This is a genomic window from Shewanella hafniensis (assembly GCF_019655335.1).
In the GTDB taxonomy this organism is placed as follows: Bacteria; Pseudomonadota; Gammaproteobacteria; order Enterobacterales; family Shewanellaceae; genus Shewanella; species Shewanella hafniensis.
Genome location: NZ_BPFD01000086.1, coordinates 1 through 17,458, shown reverse-complemented (window position 1 = coordinate 17,458; position 17,458 = coordinate 1). Strand labels below are relative to the sequence as shown.

The following is a 17,458-nucleotide window of genomic DNA, read 5'->3' as shown; positions in this document are numbered from 1 at the left end:
GTTGGGGCATTATTCGTTTACCCTTACTGAACAAGTACTAAATGGGCAACTGAGGCCGCTGAAACAACCACCGGAGCTGGACAAATGGCCTTAGCGTACGTTTTCGTACCATTGGGCTTCACACCCCATACTGCCTACGATGCACTCAAGCCGATGATTAGCAGCGACAGGCTGAACATCAAGGCTATTCGCGCTCATTGGGATGAAATCCTACGGCTGGCCACTTCGATCAAGCAGGGCACGGTGACGGCCTCGCTGATGCTGCGCAAGCTCGGCAGCTATCCGCGCCAAAACGGCTTGGCCGTCGCCCTGCGCGAGCTGGGGCGCATCGAGCGCACGCTGTTCATTCTGGATTGGCTGCAAAGCGTGGAGCTGCGCCGCCGCGTCCATGCGGGGCTGAATAAGGGCGAGGCGCGCAACGCGCTGGCCAGGGCGGTCTTCTTCTACCGATTGGGTGAAATCCGCGACCGCAGTTTTGAGCAGCAGCGCTACCGGGCCAGCGGCCTCAATCTGGTGACGGCGGCCATCGTGTTGTGGAACACGGTCTATCTGGAGCGTGCCACCAGTGCTTTGCGTGCCCACGGCATGGCGCTGGACGACACGTTGCTGCAATATCTGTCCCCGCTGGGGTGGGAGCATATCAACCTGACCGGCGATTACCTATGGCGCAGCAGTGCCAAGGTCGGTGCGGGGAAGTTCAGGCCATTGCGACCGCTGCCACCGGCTTAGCGTGCTTTATTTTCCGTTTTCTGAGACGACCCCTGATTCATCTTAAGGGAAAAAACCGCCCCAGAATAGCCGGAAATGTGGCGCTAGAGCGGGTTTTAGGGGCTTAGGTGAATCAGTCTGGTGTAGAGTGATTCACGGGCTCACTTTTGGGACAAAAGCGTGCTAGATTCCTAACTTTAATCCGTTCGATTGCTTTGTTAGCGTTGTTAATTTAATGGGAAGATTTCTTGTTATAAGAATAGAAACTGTTTTCAAAATTTTCTGCGCTAAACTTTTGATTTATTGGAGCCAAACCACTTGTAGGTTCAATTTCTCTTATGGACACCGTTTTTTTATTTAAAAACTCATTTATTAAAAGATACCCCCCCGAAAGAGAGTAAAACCTTCGGTGCGAAGCATCCCAACAAGAGCTCATGAAGAGATCTTTTTCATTGTTTATATATACAAAATGCATACCAACCGCAGATAAATCTACTTTGCAACTGTCATCGTTAAGCATGAAATATAACCTTGTGTCTTTTTTGATTGGGTGTCGCATTACATACGCCACTGATAATTTCGACTCGCTAACAACACTAGGAATCTGCTCCTCGCCGGGATCAAAAGGTAGCTTTTCTACAGACCATGAGGTTTCATCAGGAAAAACATATTTAGAATAAAATGTAAGTAACAATAGAATTAAAAATTTATACATTATTGACCACTCTGCAATAAGCTAACGTCGCGTTAAGTAGTGAGCGACGCTATCACCAAACTTAACCCATTGTGCTGTAAAAACTAAACTCAAGAAAACCGAAAATTCCGAGCGTTGCGCATTTGTTTAAACGCTTTGCTAGGAAAACTATTTCGCCCAAAATTTTTTGGCAACGATTTCATGATGATTCATTGAGTTATTACTATCAAAGTGAGACTTAGTAAACAGGCTATATAGCGGGAAAATGATGTCATGCGACATTTCAATAATGCCTTTTGCATCAGAGTAAACTAAACCGAAATCATTAGCTTCAAACACTCTTCGCCCAAGACCATCAGCAGATTGGAATTCTTTATGGGATATCATTTTATTTCGAGCGTTATTTACCCTTGAACCAATTTCAGAAGTAAGTAGTACCTCATAATTCGTAGTTGCTTGCTCAAGCAACTTATCAAACCAAATAGCCTTTAACTTGCTATCCTCAGCTCGAAAGTAATCTTTTTCTTCTTCCGGCAAAGTTCCGTCAAATGATAGAATTTCCTTTTGGCTAGTGTCGCAAAACCATTTTCTTAATTGATTTAAAAATTTTTCGTCTTCAAGGCTATTAAGGACATTATGAATACTCGCTACTTTCTTATGCGTGTCGAACAAGATTGCACGCATTTCTGACAAGACGTACATATATAGCGAAAATCGAATACAATTAACCCCATTTACTGCATACGAATCATCCCAACGAGTAAGCAAATCAGGGTTATCTAATAATTGTCCGAACAACTTCTGATTTTGGTCAGCTAGGAAGTAGGTATTTACAATACTGGAAAGTATCATCTCGTTTTTTTCAATTCGATTCTGAATTTTGCTGTTCATATTTTCTCTGTTTGCCTAACATTTATTAGTGCGCATGAACGTTTTCCATACTTATTATCTAAGACTCTCTTTACATAAGCGATTCTGTTTAGCAAAAGCTTGCGTAAAAGAACAGGATTTTATTTATGAACCAGGCTAGGCAAGTCTGATTCAATAACTCATTTTCGGGCAAAATTTTATAGTTTCAAGTTCATAGTTAGAATGCCATTTACACAGACCTTTTTACACTCTCACGGATGCAGTTCCCGTAACTGTAAATAAAATCTTGCCGCAGGCAACGGACAAGACTATATTGTAACTACATTTGTAATTACACGAGGTTTCTATGGGCACAATCAACATACGCATCGATGACGAACTCAAAGAGCGTTCTTTTGCTGCATTGGAAAAATTAGGTGTAAGCCCTTCAGAAGCATTACGCCAGACGCTTGAATATGTCGCGACAAGAGGCGCTTTACCCTTTAAGCCGGTACTGCTCACTGCCGATGATGAAGCCTTGATTACCTTGGTAAAAGAGCGTTTAGCGACCCCTCGCAAGGGGATCGAGGTTTCGCTCGATGACCTATAAGTTAGAGTTTGATCCCCGCGCCCTAAAGGAATGGAAGAAGCTCGGAGATCCCATCAGGCAGCAGCTAAAAAAGAAATTGGCGGAGATACTGGAGCATCCCCATATCGAAGCAAACAAGCTCAGGGATCTCCCTGACTGTTACAAAATCAAGTTGCGAACATCGGGATATCGCTTGGTATACCAAGTTCAAGATGAACGCATTACCGTGTTTGTCGTGGCCGTAGGCAAACGAGAACGCTTGGCGGTGTATTCAGCGGCAGAGAAACGCCTCTAGTCTACGGGTATTCCACACCCGATTATGTTTACCGAGTCAGTGGTAAACAAACTTGATTAAGTTACATAATCAAATTAAATTCCCGCCCCTGCTGCATTCGGTGTTGCACAGTGCAACACCGCCTAGAACGGCATGGTTTTAAAGGTAATATTCTGCTTATTGTCATCGAGAGAACGCAGATACACCGGCTCAGATTCCTGCCCATTTTTATAATGACTATTCAGGTAAGCGGTCTCGTCTAAGTGAGTGATCAGTGCCTTGATCACCTCTTGGTACTTCTCAGGCACCCGCATCACCACTGTCTTTTCATACTTGGTTTTACGACCCGCACCTGGGCGTGCGCCGCCATGGTTATTTGACTTGGTTTGTTCAGTCATAAGCGTTACCCTTGATTAAGTTACAAAATCAATATAACTTGAAATAGTTACAAAATCAAGAAATCAATATCGTGACACAATGAAGATAATGATAAAATCGTGACAAAATGAAGAGGATTTAGCATGGCACTCACCCCAGAAAAGCAAGCGTTAAAAGACGAGTTATTGGCCATGGTGCAACAGAAGCTGCCCTTCGACGATCCCCTTGTCCTTAATTGGCTAGAAAGGGCTGCGAATGTGTTAGGAAAGGATCAACTCGACCTCAACGAGCTTTGGGGGTATGACAGCGTCAGCGACATGCTCGTGAAGAAAAAAAAGCACTAGCGCTTTTTACCACGCTGACGAGACTTACCAGACTGATCAGGTAAGCTGCTATGGGTATATAACAAGTATCCCGAATAAATCAGCGTGCCAAAGGTCGCGACAATCATAAACATACCAACAATCTGAATCGTACTCATGGCGCCCGCCTCCTAAATGGGATATTGCACTGAGTTGATAGTAACAGCACTACGCGCCCAGATAAACAGCCGTAACCTGCAACCGACCATGGCCTAACTCCTGCGTAATCACCGCCCTTGCCATCTTATCTAACGTCCGATGCGCCTCTGACAGCATTTTAGCCGCCACCCCAGACACGGCATGACATTCGAAGCCGGTTAATGCGACATAACGCTGCTGCGCGTAGCGGTGACGCAAGCCATGCGCCCGATCAAGGCCAATCTTAAGACAAGTATTTTCATAGCGTTTCATTTGCTGCACATACATTAACTGCGGCGGAATGAGCGAACCGCCACGGGTTAACGTGCTCGCCTGTGCCAATAGTTGGCGCTGTTCGTCAGTCAAAATTGGGATCGTGCGATCTCTACCGCCTTTGCACCAAGACGCATCCAACAGCAAACGATCGCCTTGAACTGCCTTATCGACAATCATCTTCATCGCTTCTTCGCGCCTTAAGCCAAACGCGGCTTGAAGCTGTAGCGACATTTTTATATACGGATCGGACACCGCATTAAGTTGGGCTTCGGTCAGCGTTTTTCCCTTATTTTCATTGGTGACATACACCCGTTTATCGATCCCTAAATCCGAATTTGACGGGGATATCACGCCCTTTTTGCCTATTTTTTCGGTTAGCCAACGGATATGCACCATCCGGTTTTTAATTGTCCCTGCAGACAAGTTTTTCGCCTGCCATTTTTGCAACAGTGCATCGATATGTTTTGGCTTTAGCCCTTTCAACTGCAGATTTTTAAACCCTAATTCTCTCAATTGCTTATCGACTAAACGGATCGTTTTAATTCGCTCCGATTTCGTTGCGAATGAACTGGTGCAGTGTTGCTTCAAAAACTGATTGGCCTGAAACAGGAACGTGGACGCCATAATATCCCTTGAAATCTCTTGAAAAAGTTACGAAATCAAAATAAAGGGAATGCGCCATATAGGCGCATTAACAATGGAATTAGGTTTGCTCGAGCGGATTAGCAACACATCGGCCTTCAGCATGCGCTAGGCGGCCACTTCGGAAGTCAGTTTAGTGTTAATGCTCGTTCCTACTGCCGAGAACAGGTAAGAACCCACAAGGGTATTGAGCAGGTGTTGCTAAGGGCAATTGCCACAAATGATGCGTCTCTGTTGAGCGCCGCCATCAAGTCTGAGTGCTAGTCAGTGATCCTACAAACGTCCTGTTGGACGGGAGCAAAAAAGTATTTTTTACGGAGAAATATTGAAGCATCGAGAGATGCGCTGGAAGAAATGTCACTTTACCGCAAGCCAAATTCGCACGCAATAGCGGCGGCCGCTATCACGCGCTTAAAATGCCAAAAGAAGCCAACATCCCCCGCATGAGGAGCACACCTGGGGGTATGTCACTCCCTTAAAATGGAGTGACATACCCCCTCTACGCTGGCTTCTTTTAACATTTGATTTCGTAACTTTTTCAAATTATCCAAGCCGGCCACTTCACGCATACCAGCAGACTTCGCTAGCCGGCATGCGTTCAGCGGCAAGAAATGGCGAAGCATTTAGGTGAGATGATTAGCAGTGTTAATGGGTTATTTTCAGGCATCGTTAAAACGCCTAGGAAGCGTTTTAAGCGTCTTTGTCTTGATATTGATAGAACGTTTGCCATTGCAAGAAAAACGCTGCAAATCTTGATTTAGGACTCTTAATGCCGATTTTTGCTTTATCTTTCTGCTAGACCGTGAGCGAAGCGAACTAGCCCCGCAGGGTAACGGGCTATCCGCACTGAGATGGTTAAATGGTCGAAGACAAAATCCACTTATAGCGGTGCTTTTAAATCTCGCCCCTGCCAACGGCAGGAAATGGCGAGGCATTTTGGGGTAAGGGTGGAGCCTTTAGGCGAACTAGGGCGAAGCCCTTGGTCGCGGCGAAGCCGCTGCTTTTGGGGGACGCCGGAGCGAGCGAAGCGAGGGGAAGGGCCGGCGGGGGCGAAGCCCCCAGGAGGGGTTCTTACTCCGCAAAATTGAAAAGTTTTGCACAGTTCAGATCCAATAAGATCCATCTTTTAAGATCCAATAAGATCCTAAGAGATCCCAGAATCGCTACAGCTCAAGCCCACCAAGGGCTACCGCGGAGGTTGGTGTATTCTAATTGGGTAAATGGTGTATTCTAATTGGGTAAGCGGTGTATGCTAATTGGGTAAGCGGTGTATTCTAATTGGGTAAATGGTGTATGCTAATTGGGTAAATAGCCCCTTATTTTGCACAGAACAAAGCGACAAGTCTAATTTATTTAAAATCAACAACTTATATTTATATCGAAAATAAAGCGTTTCACTGGCTATCCCGCAGTTACCCACAGCTCAATAAAACTGATCGCGATACTCTGCTCTTTAAGCTCTCTAACATAGCAAAGTGTATTCTAATTGGGTTGTGTATTTGGGGTCATGTGTATGTCGAGTGGGTAAAATTTTCACCTACAAAAAAACTTTAAGTTCAAGTTTCGAAAGGATTTACAAAGCAACCTTTGATGTACGTTACAAAAATTAAAACAACGATACTAAACCTCAATTAGGTGTATTCTAAATGGGTTTCATGGTGTACTCTAATTGGGTTATAGGCATAAGTGGCGCACATGGAACAATCAGAAAACGCATTATTACCCATACCGGTTACCGAAACCCTTTACAGCGGTAAACTCCTAACGATTAGCAGCACAACCAGTGTGCAGCCTAATGTTCTACTCAGAACAGGCGTTTTTACGCCCGTTGGCCGTAGAACAAATCCGAATGATGTTAAAGCACAAGATCTCAGTAGCGATCTAGTGAGCCTCGATATCTGCCAAAAGGAAGGCTATGACCTGGTTACCGTCAGGGGTCAACGGCTTAACATCGAAACGGATTTTAAGGTATGGTGCGGTATTGTACTGGTGTTCAGTAAGTACGGTTATTCATCCAACACGGTAAAACTGACCTTTTCAGAGTTCGCGAAGTTTTGCGGTTATCCCAGCCGGCGTTTTGATAAAAACCTGCGTAAACAGATTGGTGATTCACTCGGGCGAATTCAAAGCCAAAGTTTGTCATTTAGACGCAAAAACACCGAAAAAGCCGTGCATACAGGGATGTTATTGCGGGCCATGTATGACGGTGAAGAAGATATTGTTGAGCTAATGGCCGATGAAACCCTCTGGGATCTGTATCGGTTAGATTATCAAGTGTTAGTCAGTCTGCGAGTGCTGGAAAAATTGCCCCGTGCAGAGGTCGCACAGTGCCTGTATTTGTATTTCACGTCTTTACCCGAGAATCCTCACCCCGTCTCATTTGAGCGCCTTAGAGAGCGTTTAAGGCTGGAGACGTCCAAAAAAGAAGCAAATCGTAAGATTAAGACTGGTATTCAGAAGTTGGAGTCGATTGGCTACCTGTCTGGCAGCTTCGCAGTGAAGAACGGCGAGCAATACTATCTGATTGATCAGCGTTATAAGAAACTAGAAGCCGCTGTTGCTGGTTCGCTATTTTGATAATGTAACTTTTTCAAAATGGTGACACTATGAAACTAGGCAGAGTATAATATGGTACTAAGCTGGAACCACCGAAATTACCGACTTGCCTATCAATCGACTTTTTTTGACTTAACGGTGTTACACAAACGTTTTCTGCTTGGTTACTATCTGGCGTCGGCAGAACGTTTTATTTTATTTGATACTAAGCAAAAACTTCCGGATCACCTCGGAGGGCAGTAAGTAATAGTTGGGCAGTAAAACAAGGAGAGAAGGATAGAAGGATAGGAGGCTAGAAATAGGAGCGGTTTGGTTGAAAACAAAGTTGGTGATGCTTGGTTTTAACATAATTTGCTTTGTCCAAAAATAAAATAGATTAAGAAATACGTAGGATTTGTTATAGTCTGAATGCTCTATATCAACTTTTACATTAACAATATTATCTTCATATGTAATACCATGACGTCCTATGGGAGCATCAGAGTATTCACCAATCAATTCATAATACTTTACAGAATCATCTCGTGGGTTGAATAAATTAACTCCAGATTGCACCTTGGTATTAAAACAACCAAAATTCACAGAATTCTCTATACCGGCAATAGTCATAAAATGAATTATTATATCAGGTCGTTCAGTAGCTATTCTGTCTATAGTCTGTCTCAATATTTTTGTCCCCATTGAGTGAGCAACAAGCATAACAAGCTCATTTTTCCCGCATATACGATTAATTTTAGAAAATAAAATATCAGTTTCTTCATCAATCTTTGCTTCTGCAAGCTTTAAACTTTCTGCAAATTCACAGGAACCATAACTAAAAGCTTGAACAGTATTTAATAAAATTCTTGACCATGTGGGGCTAGGGGAATAGTAAGAGTTCCAATCATGAAAATGGACCTCTATTGATGGTTCATATATATTAATAGCTGTTCGCCAAACTAAAGACGTTGTATTAAATCCATGTATGAAAAATAATTTAGCTTTCATATGTAACCTTGTTAACTGACGTAGGTAATTTTAAAATGTTACAGAATAAAATCATTGTCAATCCATCTGCAATTTTTTGTGCTGGCACAATCGTTTAAGTACAAATTGATTAGACTTTGATAAGGTACCCCATTCCTTTCAGACAAACCTTATGACAAACCACAAGTGTATTGTGTTACGCGCTTTGCCCCACAATGATGGAGGTTGTCCCATAATCAAGTCACATCACTAATCGCACGGATCAACTCCTTAGAATTGATCGTATCGCGCATGCTGATCAGGCCACGGAACAGCTTAGCCGCAGTGATATTTTTATCCGATTCCGCCTCTAAGGCTTCGAGCCATAAATTCAAATCGGCCTTATCGTTTTCCGTTAAGCGCAATGGCAGCGGTGAAGTGCCAGTGGTGATATTGCGGCGAGTGGAAACCGTGGTGATTTTCTCTTGTGGCTTTGTGCTTTCTTGGGACTCTTTAACAGACTTACGTCTATTCAATCCAGTCACACCAGTTAATTTACTCATACTATGTATTACACTTATTATACATTAAGACGTTGCATGACTTCTTTAGCCAGGCTCTTATAATCGGCTAACGTAAGGGTGCTAGGCTTGTAATTCAGTAAGGTTTGGCCGCTGACGCTGGCTTGGCCCACGTCCTCAGAACAGCGAATCGTGGTTCCTAATAATTTACCTTCAAGCAAGGCGAATTGCTCATCGAGTAAGTTGCATTGGCAGTTAGAATTATCTTTGCTCTTTTGAGGGACGCCGAAACCTCTAGGACAGGTTCTTACTGCGCAAAAATTAACTGTTTTGCACAGCTTAGAGCCAGTAAGATCCATCTTTAAGCTCCTCAAAGACCCAAGAATAGCTACAACCCAAGTACACTAAGGCTTTCATCGGAGAGTGGTGTATTCTAATTGGGTTGATGGTGTATGCTAATTGGGTACATAGTCGTTTTTCGCCCCAAAAGGCTATAAACACAATGCCATAAAAATCAAATATTTAAACTTACGCCATTAAAAAGCATTTCACACGCTATGCCGCAGTTTTTCATTGTTCAATAAAACTAATCGTAAATATGCTGAAATTTGTCCCTCTAAATTAAACCTAAACACCAAAGTGTATTTTCATTGGGCTTGAATGAGGGACGATGGTGTATGCCGAGTGGGTAAAATATTCACCAACAAGAAGAATTTAAATTCAAATTCCGAAAGAAATTGCTATGCGAATTTTGATGTACGCTACAAAAAATCAAACAACGATACTCAATCACAATTAGGTGTACTCTAATTGGGTTGTTAGCATAAGTGGCGCACATGGTTCGAACTGAAAATGCATTATTACCTATACCGGTTACCGAAACTCTTTACAGCGGTAAACCCCTAACGATTAGCAGCACAACCAGTGTGCAGCCTAATGTTCTACTCAGAACAGGCGTTTTTACGCCCGTTGGCCGTAGAACAAATCCGAATGATGTTAAAGCACAAGATCTCAGTAGCGATCTAGTGAGCCTCGATATCTGCCAAAAGGAAGGCTATGACCTGGTTACCGTCAGGGGCCAAAGGCTGAATATCGAAACCGATTTTAAGGTGTGGTGCGGTATTGTACTGGTGTTCAGTCAATACGGTTATTCCTCCAACACGGTCAAACTGACCTTTTCAGAGTTCGCTAAGTTTTGCGGTTATCCCAGCCGGCGTTTTGATAAAAACCTGCGTAAACAGATCGGGGATTCGCTCGGGCGCATCCAAAGCCAAAGTTTGACATTTAGGCGCAACAATACCGAAAAAGCGGTGCATACGGGAATGTTATTGCGAGCCATGTATAACGGTGAAGAAGATATTGTTGAGCTAATGGCCGATGAAACCCTGTGGGATCTGTTTCTGTTAGACTACCAAGTGTTGGTTAATCTGCGAGTGCTGGAAAAATTGCCCCGTGCAGAGGTCGCACAGTGCCTGTATTTGTATTTCACGTCTTTACCCGAGAACCCTCACCCCGTTTCCTTTGAGCGCCTTAGAGAGCGTTTGAGGCTTGAGACGTCCAAAAAAGAAGCAAATCGGAAGATTAAGACTGGTATTCAGAAGTTGGAATCGATTGGCTACCTGTCTGGCAGCTTCGCAGTGAAGAACGGCGAGCAATACTATCTGATTAATCAGCGTTATAAAAAGCTAGAAGCAGCGATTTAAAGTACACTCTTTTGAAAACATAACCATTACGAGAAGTATCATTTATAGCCTTGAGCCAAATCGTTCAGCCTATAGAAGTCCTTCCAATACAGTTTTCATTGAAAACTATGAGTAGAAAAACACTGCAGTTTTCATTGAAAACATTTTATGCGTTAAGTTGAAAAAATGATGCATAGCCGCAGCCATGACAGAAACACCAACTTGATAAAGTAACATTTTCAAAGTGGTGTTTAATCAACTCTAAAAAATTAGGGCCAAAAACAGCGTTACCCCATTCTCGCAGAATTTATAATCGGTTTAGCGTTCCATTCTAAAAACGCCTCAAGGCTAAGTATCCAATGTAAATCCTTAGCGTTAATGATGTTAAACAGCAAAATTTTGGTGGCAATATCCTCCCCTAGTTTAGCCATTTCAACATCACCTTTTTTAGTGTTATCTCTAAGATGCTCCAGAGCGCGTTTCTTTGAGTTTGATTGGCTTTTACCTACTTTAACAACGCCTAGAGTGGGGTGCCAAAAGACATATACGCCAGGTGCATTAACTTCTGAACTACCATCGTACCTAGCGGCATGGATAGACATTTCAATGGTATGAAAGCGATCTGTGAGAGCAGAAAATTCTGATTCAAAAAGCCGTTTTACGTCTTTATCTGTAAGCACAACAAACTCCTAGAGACAGCTGAACATCAAGTCACATCATTAATCGCACGGATCAATGCCTTGGTGTTGATCTTATCGCGCATGCTGATCAGGCCACGGAACAACTTAGCTGCAGTGATATTTTTACCCGATTCCGCCTCTAGGGCTTCGAGCCATAGGTTCAAATCGGCCCTATCGTTTTCCGTTAGGCGCAATGGCAACGGTGACGTGCCAGTGGTGATATTGCGGCGGGTGGAAACCGTGGTGATTTTCTCTTGTGGCTTTGGGCTTTCTTGGGACTCTTTAACAGTCTTACGTCTATTTAATCCAGTTACACCAGTTAATTTACTCATATTATGTATTACACTTGTTATACATTAAGACGTTGCATGACTTCTTTAGCCAGGCTCTTATAATCGGCTAACGTGAGGCTACTAGGCTTGTAATTCAGTAAGGTTTGACCGCTGACGCTGGCTTGGCCGACGTCCTCAGAACGGCGAATTGTGGTCGCTAATACTTTGCCTTCAAGCGAAGCTAATTGCTCGTCGAGAAAGTTGTTAATTAGCTTATTGGCCTTGGCAAATTCATTACGGAATACCGCGTAGTTTACGTGCTCGCTTTCTTTGACTTCTTCAAGTGCATCCAGCAAATCGGCTAAGCCGTTTAATGAAAATGAACCACCATCGACTGGGATCAGGAACATATCGGCGGCCATCATGGCGTTAACCGATGTTAGGCTTAGATTAGGCGGGCAATCTAAGATCACGATGTCAAAATCACTGGCGATAGCTTCAAGCTGCTTTAACAGAATGCGTTCGCGGTGAACTTTAGTGAGGCTCTGTTCTATCACGCGGCTTAGGCGAATATCCGTTGGGCAAATACACAGGTTGGGAATAGCCTCACCGTTGGACTGCGCTGACATAATGGCCTGTTGAATAGGGCACTTTTTCGAGGACTCGAATACATCAGTGATCGAGTGTTCAAATTCAAATTGGCCGCCCGTTAACACCACGGATAGGTTAGCCTGGGGATCTAAATCAATCACCAGCACCCGTTTACCCTCATGCGCTAATTGCGCGGATAGGTTGATCACTGTGGTGGTCTTGCCGACGCCACCTTTCTGATTTATCACTGCTAGCGTTTTCACAGCACACCCTCGACTAAAAATGTAGGACAAATGTAATACATTAAATTCCTTGTGTATAGTTCTGCTTTCTAAAATGCGTTGTATCTCAAATGTAATACATCAATTAAGCTATATCCCTTGTGATGCCTAGAACCCGTCATTCTACTGCGCGAAATTAACGAACGATTTTTTAGCACAGTTTCCGATCCTGCTCTAACCTAGGATAATGTCTCTAATATTACGATAAGTAACGAATAAAAATTACCATTGCTAAATTTTACCTAAATCTCAATAAGCGAGGGAACGCTATGAAAACCATGCATTGGAAACGAGTCATCATTTATAGCTCAATCATGAGCGCAACTTTTTATATTGCCGCTTTTGCCTATTTTTGGTTGCAGCCAGTTCCTCCCATGCGTTGTATGAATGAATTGAGCGAATTGGCCGACATAGCGTTACAAGAATATAAAGAGGGCAGAACTAAGGCATTTACTCAAGATATGTACTTCAACGAAGAAACTAAGCAATGGTGCTATTTCGATGAAGTGGATTAACCATACGCTTATTGCTGGCAGCATTTGCGCGGTGATCTCACCGATCCATGTCGCGCCAGCCGTGATAGGTGCCACCGCGCCCGATTGGATGGAATGGGTGGTGAAACTCACTGGCCGCCATATTAAACATCGTGGCGTGACGCATATTTTGACGCATTGGCTGATTGCTGCACTCGCGGCAACTTTTTTGTTTGATTATCAAGGCATGTTAACGGCATTCGCCTGGGGCGGGTTTTCGCATATTATCACCGACGCCATGACGGTGACTGGTGTGCTATTTTCGCCTTACAGCGACCGGCGTTTTCACTTGTTCGGGGGCCGCTTTCGCACCGGTGATCCAGTGGAATATGCCATTAGTTTTGCCGTTGTCGTGTTGTGTATTTTGTTTATCAAGCTGCTCGGGGATAGCGGTTTTATCCCGTTTTTCTACGATTGGGCAGGCTTTTATGATAAAGGGATTATTGACGCATACGAATGGAAACAGAACAGATTCAGAATCTTATAATCAAAATGTATTACATTTGAAATACATAAACCACAAAGGAAGTGTATGTCCTGCAATCAGATTTGTGCCTTAGTCAATGGTTCTGTTTGTATGAATTTATGCGTTTTAGACCTTAACCCTCGAGGTTACTACCTTGTCGAACATGGCCAAGTTTGGCAATTATGCCACCAAGATTTAAGCAAACCCGTGGCAGAAATAGAGAGAACAGATCACCACACGCTCGAGCGGCTATCACGATTAATCGCAAAATAGTTTGATAATGTTACACAATCGATACTATTAAACAAAAGCACATAATCACACATATAAGGACACCCGCATAATTCGGATGTCGACAATTCTAAGAACCCACAGAGTTATAGCTTGGGCTGATACTGCGCAAAATAGCGTTTTGCTAGAGTTTGCGCTTCAGCCAACTCAGTGGGAGTAAGCTTATTGGCAGCCATATCACGGCCTTTAGCGCTATCATCATGACCATTAGCGGCAGCATTAGAATACCAAGCATAAGCTTGTTTATAGTCTTGTTTAACTTCATAGTACACGGCTGCGATATTGTTCTGCGCCTTAGCGTAACCCTGCTCAGCGGCTTGCTGAGACCACTTTACCGCTTGTTTATAGTCTTTTATTACTCCTTGACCTTTATAGTACATAACTGCGAGATTGTACTGCGCCTTAGCGTAACCCTGCTCAGCGGCTTGCTGATACCACTTTACCGCTTGTTTATAGTCTTGTATTACTCCTAGGCCGTCATAGTACATAAGTGCGAGATTGTACTGCGCCCTAGAATCACCCTGCTCAGCGGCTTGCTGAGACCACTTTACCGCTTGTATATAGTCTTGTATTACTCCTTGGCCTTTAGAGTACATAAGTGCGAGATTATGCTGCGCCCTAGCGTCACCCTGCTCAGCGGCTTGCTGATACCACTTTACCGCTTGTTTATAGTCTTGTATTACTCCTTGGCCTTTAAAGTACATAAGTGCGAGATTATACTGCGCCCTAGCGTCACCCTGCTCAGCGGCTTGCTGTACCGCAGCTAACGGCTCAATACTCCAATCTTTGGCTACGACTGTAAGAGGGGTAAAGCCCATCACAATTGCCAATAACAAATAGTCAGCCTTCATAAGCACCCCCTCAAACCAAATAAAACAACGCCATAACAAAATGCAACAATATAACATATTGATAATTTTGCAAAATAGTTTTATAACGATTAAGCGTCGCAAAACTCCGCTCGATTTGTGACACTTAGCTGTTCCGCAATGACTAGTAAAATAACTTGATAAAGTTACAAAATCATTTTTTTGCATTCAAAAATATTGACGGCTAACACTGCACTTTCGGTAAATTCATCCATTTAGTAGTGTACTGAGGGGTTAATTTATCTCTACGCATGGCCCATTTATGCTCAATACCTTGAGCCGCCATGAATATGCAATCACTACCGTAGCGTTGATTTAACTTATCAAAAGTTTGCATCAGTGCGGGATTCTCAGTGGGAGCATGGAACAAATCATACTGAATATGCTTTGTAGGCATTAACTCAACTAACCCCACGCCAATTTTGTAATAACGCACACCAGAACGGAAAACTTGTGGTAACACTCGCGATACTGCAGCCGTGATCTCTGCCGTGGATGCTGTGGGGCAAGGAAACTGCACCACGGCTTTATAACTCACAGGCCGCTCATCGTGTGGCGAATTACTGGCAAATACCAACATACTTTTACAGCTTGAGCCTTGTTGCCGCGCTTTTGCGGCAGCGATCCCCGCGTGCTTACACAGTGCTTGCTGCAGGGCATCAATATCGGTAATGCGCTCGCCTAGGCTGCGAGTTGAAAATATTTGCTGCTTATCGGCCCGTGCTTCATCCCATTGTTTGCACACTTGGCCGTTTAATTCGCGCACAGTGCGCTCGAGTTCAATATTAAATTGTTTACGGGCAAGCCCTGGCGGCATGGCCGCCAATTGCGCCGCCGTAGTAATGCCTATTAGGGTTAATTTGGCCGACAAGCGCCGACCAATACCCCACACTTCACCCACTGGCATTTGCTGTAATATCGCAAGGCGTTGCTGCCCAGACTCAATAACACAGACACCCGCATAACCAGGTATTTGTTTCGCGGCATGATTCGCTATTTTTGCGAGCGTTAAGGTGCTCCCTATGCCGACACACACCGGCAAACGAGCCTCTTTCCACACAGTGCGACGGATCGCTTGTGCGTGCGTTTTTAAACACGTAATGGCGGGATAACAGCGATTAAAAGAGAGAAAGGATTCATCAATCGAATACACGTATTGTTCAGGTGCAAAGCGCCCGATAATTTGCATCATTTTGGCCGATAAATCGGCATACAATTCGTAATTAGACGATAGCGCAATCACACCCTTTTTCTGGCAGAGATCGCGAATTTGAAAGTAGGGCACAAATTTAGGGATACCCGCTTCTTTAGCCTGTCGGTTAGCAGCGACAACCATTCCATCGTTATTACTGAGCACCACCACAGGTTTTTTGCGCCAATCAGGCCGAAACACCTGCTCGCAGCTGCAATAAAAACTATTGGCGTCAACGAGAGCAAACATTTAAGGGCACAGTAACGGACTAGGACGATGACAACGAATAGAGCGAGTGACCACACCTTCGATACTAAACTCATCGTATTCATGCACCAATACTGGCTGATATTGTTCATTACATGACAATAACAAACGCCTTTGGGTATCGATAAGTTTACAGACAAAAAGCCCGTTAAAATTTGCGACTATCACATCACCATTGCGGGCGGTTTCATGGCGGTCAACGATTAATACATCACCATCATAAATCCCAACGTCTTGCATTGAATCCCCCTGAGCTACGCATAAAAAACTGGCACTAGGATGGGTGATAAGCAATTCATCAAGGCTAAGCCCAAGCTGAGTATATTCAGCTGCGGGGCTTTCAAAGCCGGTAATACCCGCTTGGGCAGGGATAGGAATAACACGCATAACACACCAATTAGCTGTATAAATATACAGTTAATTTTAGCAAGTCATCTAGTTTACACAAGCTCTAAAAATAATTTAGTGACTTAAAATAAAATCATTTTAAAACATAACCATACAAAATAAATGTATTACATTTGATATACATAAAAGATAGATATCACTTATACACTAAGCAGTGATTGATCAGCTGATTCTGTATACTTTGTCGTTGGCTCAAAAAAAGTAACACTGTAATCAGGACTTCGCCACTAACGTAGCTAACCTCATACAGTATTCTAAAATCCTCTTTTATCGCATGTCTTATCTGAGTAACTCCAAGCTCAACTAACTCTTGGCATAGTGAATGGCTAAAAGGATTTTGCGTAACGGAAGCTTCAAAGGCATCAATAATGGCCTCAATTCTCTCTATTACAGCAATCTCTTCATTCCACTGAGAATAGTGAGATATGGCACTATTTACGGTATCTTCAAATGTCTTGGTATATTCAAGTTTCACCACAGACATACTACTTATCCTTTAACGCGAGCTTACGATCCGCCAAGCGTTCCTTGAAAGTACTTGATGACATTGTTCGACCATTTTGTTGATCACTTTTCGCAAAACTGACCATCTTGAGTAAAGCTATCGCTTCATCGCGTCGATTTCTATCCGCAACTGACTCTATAACGTAAGCAGGGACACCATTTTGAGTAATAATCATCGGCTCATCGAGTGGCAAGTTCGCAGCATTTTTTTTCAAAAAACTGATTGTTTCTATGTTCATAGGTTTGTGCCTGGCTGATTGATAGGGAATAAGATAGCCATATTGACTATGATCGTAATCATATCACAGACAAATAAAAAGACTAAATAAAGACCAAATATAGACTGCCATTATACAAATGATAGTCGAGTAACTTGAAATTGTTACTTTTTCAAAATTGATTTTATGAGAATTGCGCTATTTTTTTATAGTCAATTTTGAACGTGCATTTTTTGCAATGCAAAAAAATGCACGTTCAAATGTCTCAGGTA

23 protein-coding genes and 1 pseudogene are annotated in these 17,458 nt (G+C 43.3%); 8 read left to right on the top strand and 16 right to left on the bottom strand.

Annotation, left to right across the window (positions count from 1 at the left end):
• Positions 1–129 precede the first annotated feature (129 nt).
• A pseudogene (locus K5Q99_RS18755) lies at positions 130–729 on the top strand (Tn3 family transposase); the annotation flags it as partial.
• A 211-nt stretch (positions 730–940) separates the two neighbouring features.
• Here K5Q99_RS18755 and K5Q99_RS18750 read toward each other — a convergent pair.
• Entirely contained in the window at positions 941–1,423 is a 483-nt protein-coding gene (locus K5Q99_RS18750; protein WP_220777760.1) for a hypothetical protein, read from the bottom strand.
• Positions 1,424–1,570: 147 nt separating this feature from the next.
• A complete protein-coding gene (locus K5Q99_RS18745) occupies positions 1,571–2,293 on the bottom strand; it encodes an AbiU2 domain-containing protein (RefSeq protein ID WP_220777759.1) in 723 nt (240 codons plus the stop codon).
• A 325-nt stretch (positions 2,294–2,618) separates the two neighbouring features.
• Between K5Q99_RS18745 and K5Q99_RS18740 the strand changes: the two genes are divergently transcribed.
• A complete protein-coding gene (locus K5Q99_RS18740; RefSeq protein ID WP_220777758.1) occupies positions 2,619–2,861 on the top strand; it encodes a type II toxin-antitoxin system RelB/DinJ family antitoxin in 243 nt (80 codons plus the stop codon).
• Positions 2,851–3,135: a type II toxin-antitoxin system RelE family toxin gene (locus K5Q99_RS18735; RefSeq protein WP_220777757.1), complete on the top strand. Its 285-nt coding sequence runs from the start codon at positions 2,851–2,853 to the stop codon at positions 3,133–3,135. Before K5Q99_RS18740 ends, K5Q99_RS18735 begins: the two co-directional genes overlap by 11 nt.
• A gap of 122 nt (positions 3,136–3,257) precedes the next feature.
• On the opposite strand, the gene K5Q99_RS18730 is transcribed toward K5Q99_RS18735, so the two are convergent.
• Positions 3,258–3,512: a hypothetical protein gene (locus tag K5Q99_RS18730; protein WP_220777756.1), complete on the bottom strand. Its 255-nt coding sequence runs from the start codon at positions 3,510–3,512 to the stop codon at positions 3,258–3,260.
• A gap of 123 nt (positions 3,513–3,635) precedes the next feature.
• On the opposite strand from K5Q99_RS18730, the gene K5Q99_RS18725 reads away from it, so the two are divergent.
• Positions 3,636–3,836: a hypothetical protein gene (locus K5Q99_RS18725; protein ID WP_220777755.1), complete on the top strand. Its 201-nt coding sequence runs from the start codon at positions 3,636–3,638 to the stop codon at positions 3,834–3,836.
• Here K5Q99_RS18725 and K5Q99_RS18720 read toward each other — a convergent pair.
• A complete protein-coding gene (locus K5Q99_RS18720) occupies positions 3,833–3,973 on the bottom strand; it encodes a hypothetical protein (RefSeq protein WP_220777754.1) in 141 nt (46 codons plus the stop codon). The two genes, K5Q99_RS18725 and K5Q99_RS18720, sit on opposite strands and share 4 nt — an antisense overlap.
• 49 nt (positions 3,974–4,022) lie before the next feature.
• On the bottom strand, positions 4,023–4,892 hold the full coding sequence (locus K5Q99_RS18715) for a phage integrase N-terminal domain-containing protein (protein ID WP_220777753.1): 870 nt from the start codon (positions 4,890–4,892) through the stop codon (positions 4,023–4,025).
• A 1,713-nt stretch (positions 4,893–6,605) separates the two neighbouring features.
• On the opposite strand from K5Q99_RS18715, the gene K5Q99_RS18710 reads away from it, so the two are divergent.
• A complete protein-coding gene (locus tag K5Q99_RS18710; protein ID WP_220777752.1) occupies positions 6,606–7,487 on the top strand; it encodes a RepB family plasmid replication initiator protein in 882 nt (293 codons plus the stop codon).
• 174 nt (positions 7,488–7,661) lie between these two features.
• On the opposite strand, the gene K5Q99_RS18705 is transcribed toward K5Q99_RS18710, so the two are convergent.
• The 3 genes from K5Q99_RS18705 to K5Q99_RS18695 form a co-directional block, all read right to left on the bottom strand.
• Positions 7,662–8,453, bottom strand: a complete 792-nt coding sequence (locus K5Q99_RS18705; RefSeq protein WP_220777751.1) for a hypothetical protein — start codon at positions 8,451–8,453, stop codon at positions 7,662–7,664.
• Between the two features lie 215 nt (positions 8,454–8,668).
• Positions 8,669–8,974, bottom strand: coding sequence for a hypothetical protein (locus K5Q99_RS18700; protein WP_220777750.1), 306 nt, complete (start codon positions 8,972–8,974; stop codon positions 8,669–8,671).
• 17 nt (positions 8,975–8,991) lie between these two features.
• Positions 8,992–9,291: a ParA family protein gene (locus K5Q99_RS18695; RefSeq protein WP_220777749.1), complete on the bottom strand. Its 300-nt coding sequence runs from the start codon at positions 9,289–9,291 to the stop codon at positions 8,992–8,994.
• A 477-nt stretch (positions 9,292–9,768) separates the two neighbouring features.
• On the opposite strand from K5Q99_RS18695, the gene K5Q99_RS18690 reads away from it, so the two are divergent.
• The gene (locus tag K5Q99_RS18690) at positions 9,769–10,635 is read left to right on the top strand and encodes a RepB family plasmid replication initiator protein (RefSeq protein ID WP_220777748.1); all 867 of its coding nucleotides are present in this window, start codon (positions 9,769–9,771) and stop codon (positions 10,633–10,635) included.
• A gap of 266 nt (positions 10,636–10,901) precedes the next feature.
• On the opposite strand, the gene K5Q99_RS18685 is transcribed toward K5Q99_RS18690, so the two are convergent.
• Genes K5Q99_RS18685 through K5Q99_RS18675 form a run of 3 tightly spaced genes read right to left on the bottom strand, consistent with a single transcriptional unit; the run spans position 10,902 to position 12,420 of the window.
• The gene (locus K5Q99_RS18685) at positions 10,902–11,294 is read right to left on the bottom strand and encodes a hypothetical protein (protein WP_220777747.1); all 393 of its coding nucleotides are present in this window, start codon (positions 11,292–11,294) and stop codon (positions 10,902–10,904) included.
• 26 nt (positions 11,295–11,320) lie between these two features.
• Positions 11,321–11,626, bottom strand: a complete 306-nt coding sequence (locus K5Q99_RS18680) for a hypothetical protein (protein ID WP_220777746.1) — start codon at positions 11,624–11,626, stop codon at positions 11,321–11,323.
• Between the two features lie 17 nt (positions 11,627–11,643).
• On the bottom strand, positions 11,644–12,420 hold the full coding sequence (locus K5Q99_RS18675) for a ParA family protein (protein ID WP_220777745.1): 777 nt from the start codon (positions 12,418–12,420) through the stop codon (positions 11,644–11,646).
• 287 nt (positions 12,421–12,707) lie between these two features.
• On the opposite strand from K5Q99_RS18675, the gene K5Q99_RS18670 reads away from it, so the two are divergent.
• Positions 12,708–12,953, top strand: a complete 246-nt coding sequence (locus K5Q99_RS18670; RefSeq protein WP_220777744.1) for a hypothetical protein — start codon at positions 12,708–12,710, stop codon at positions 12,951–12,953.
• On the top strand, positions 12,940–13,458 hold the full coding sequence (locus tag K5Q99_RS18665; RefSeq protein WP_220777743.1) for a metal-dependent hydrolase: 519 nt from the start codon (positions 12,940–12,942) through the stop codon (positions 13,456–13,458). The genes K5Q99_RS18670 and K5Q99_RS18665 overlap by 14 nt, the downstream gene beginning before the upstream one ends.
• 356 nt (positions 13,459–13,814) lie before the next feature.
• On the opposite strand, the gene K5Q99_RS22755 is transcribed toward K5Q99_RS18665, so the two are convergent.
• From K5Q99_RS22755 to K5Q99_RS18640, 5 genes are all read right to left on the bottom strand, one after another.
• Positions 13,815–14,579 carry a tetratricopeptide repeat protein gene (locus K5Q99_RS22755; protein WP_220777742.1) on the bottom strand — a complete coding sequence of 255 codons (765 nt, stop codon included), beginning with the start codon at positions 14,577–14,579 and terminating at the stop codon, positions 13,815–13,817.
• Between the two features lie 202 nt (positions 14,580–14,781).
• Positions 14,782–16,038, bottom strand: a complete 1,257-nt coding sequence (locus tag K5Q99_RS18655; protein WP_220777741.1) for a Y-family DNA polymerase — start codon at positions 16,036–16,038, stop codon at positions 14,782–14,784.
• Positions 16,039–16,443 carry a LexA family protein gene (locus tag K5Q99_RS18650; RefSeq protein ID WP_220777740.1) on the bottom strand — a complete coding sequence of 135 codons (405 nt, stop codon included), beginning with the start codon at positions 16,441–16,443 and terminating at the stop codon, positions 16,039–16,041.
• Between the two features lie 157 nt (positions 16,444–16,600).
• Positions 16,601–16,948 (bottom strand): type II toxin-antitoxin system RelE/ParE family toxin, encoded by a 348-nt coding sequence (locus tag K5Q99_RS18645; RefSeq protein ID WP_220777739.1) that lies wholly within the window; start codon positions 16,946–16,948, stop codon positions 16,601–16,603.
• A 1-nt stretch (position 16,949) separates the two neighbouring features.
• Complete coding sequence (locus K5Q99_RS18640; RefSeq protein WP_069455582.1) at positions 16,950–17,207, bottom strand: type II toxin-antitoxin system Phd/YefM family antitoxin; 258 nt, start codon at positions 17,205–17,207, stop codon at positions 16,950–16,952.
• Positions 17,208–17,458: the final 251 nt, after the last annotated feature.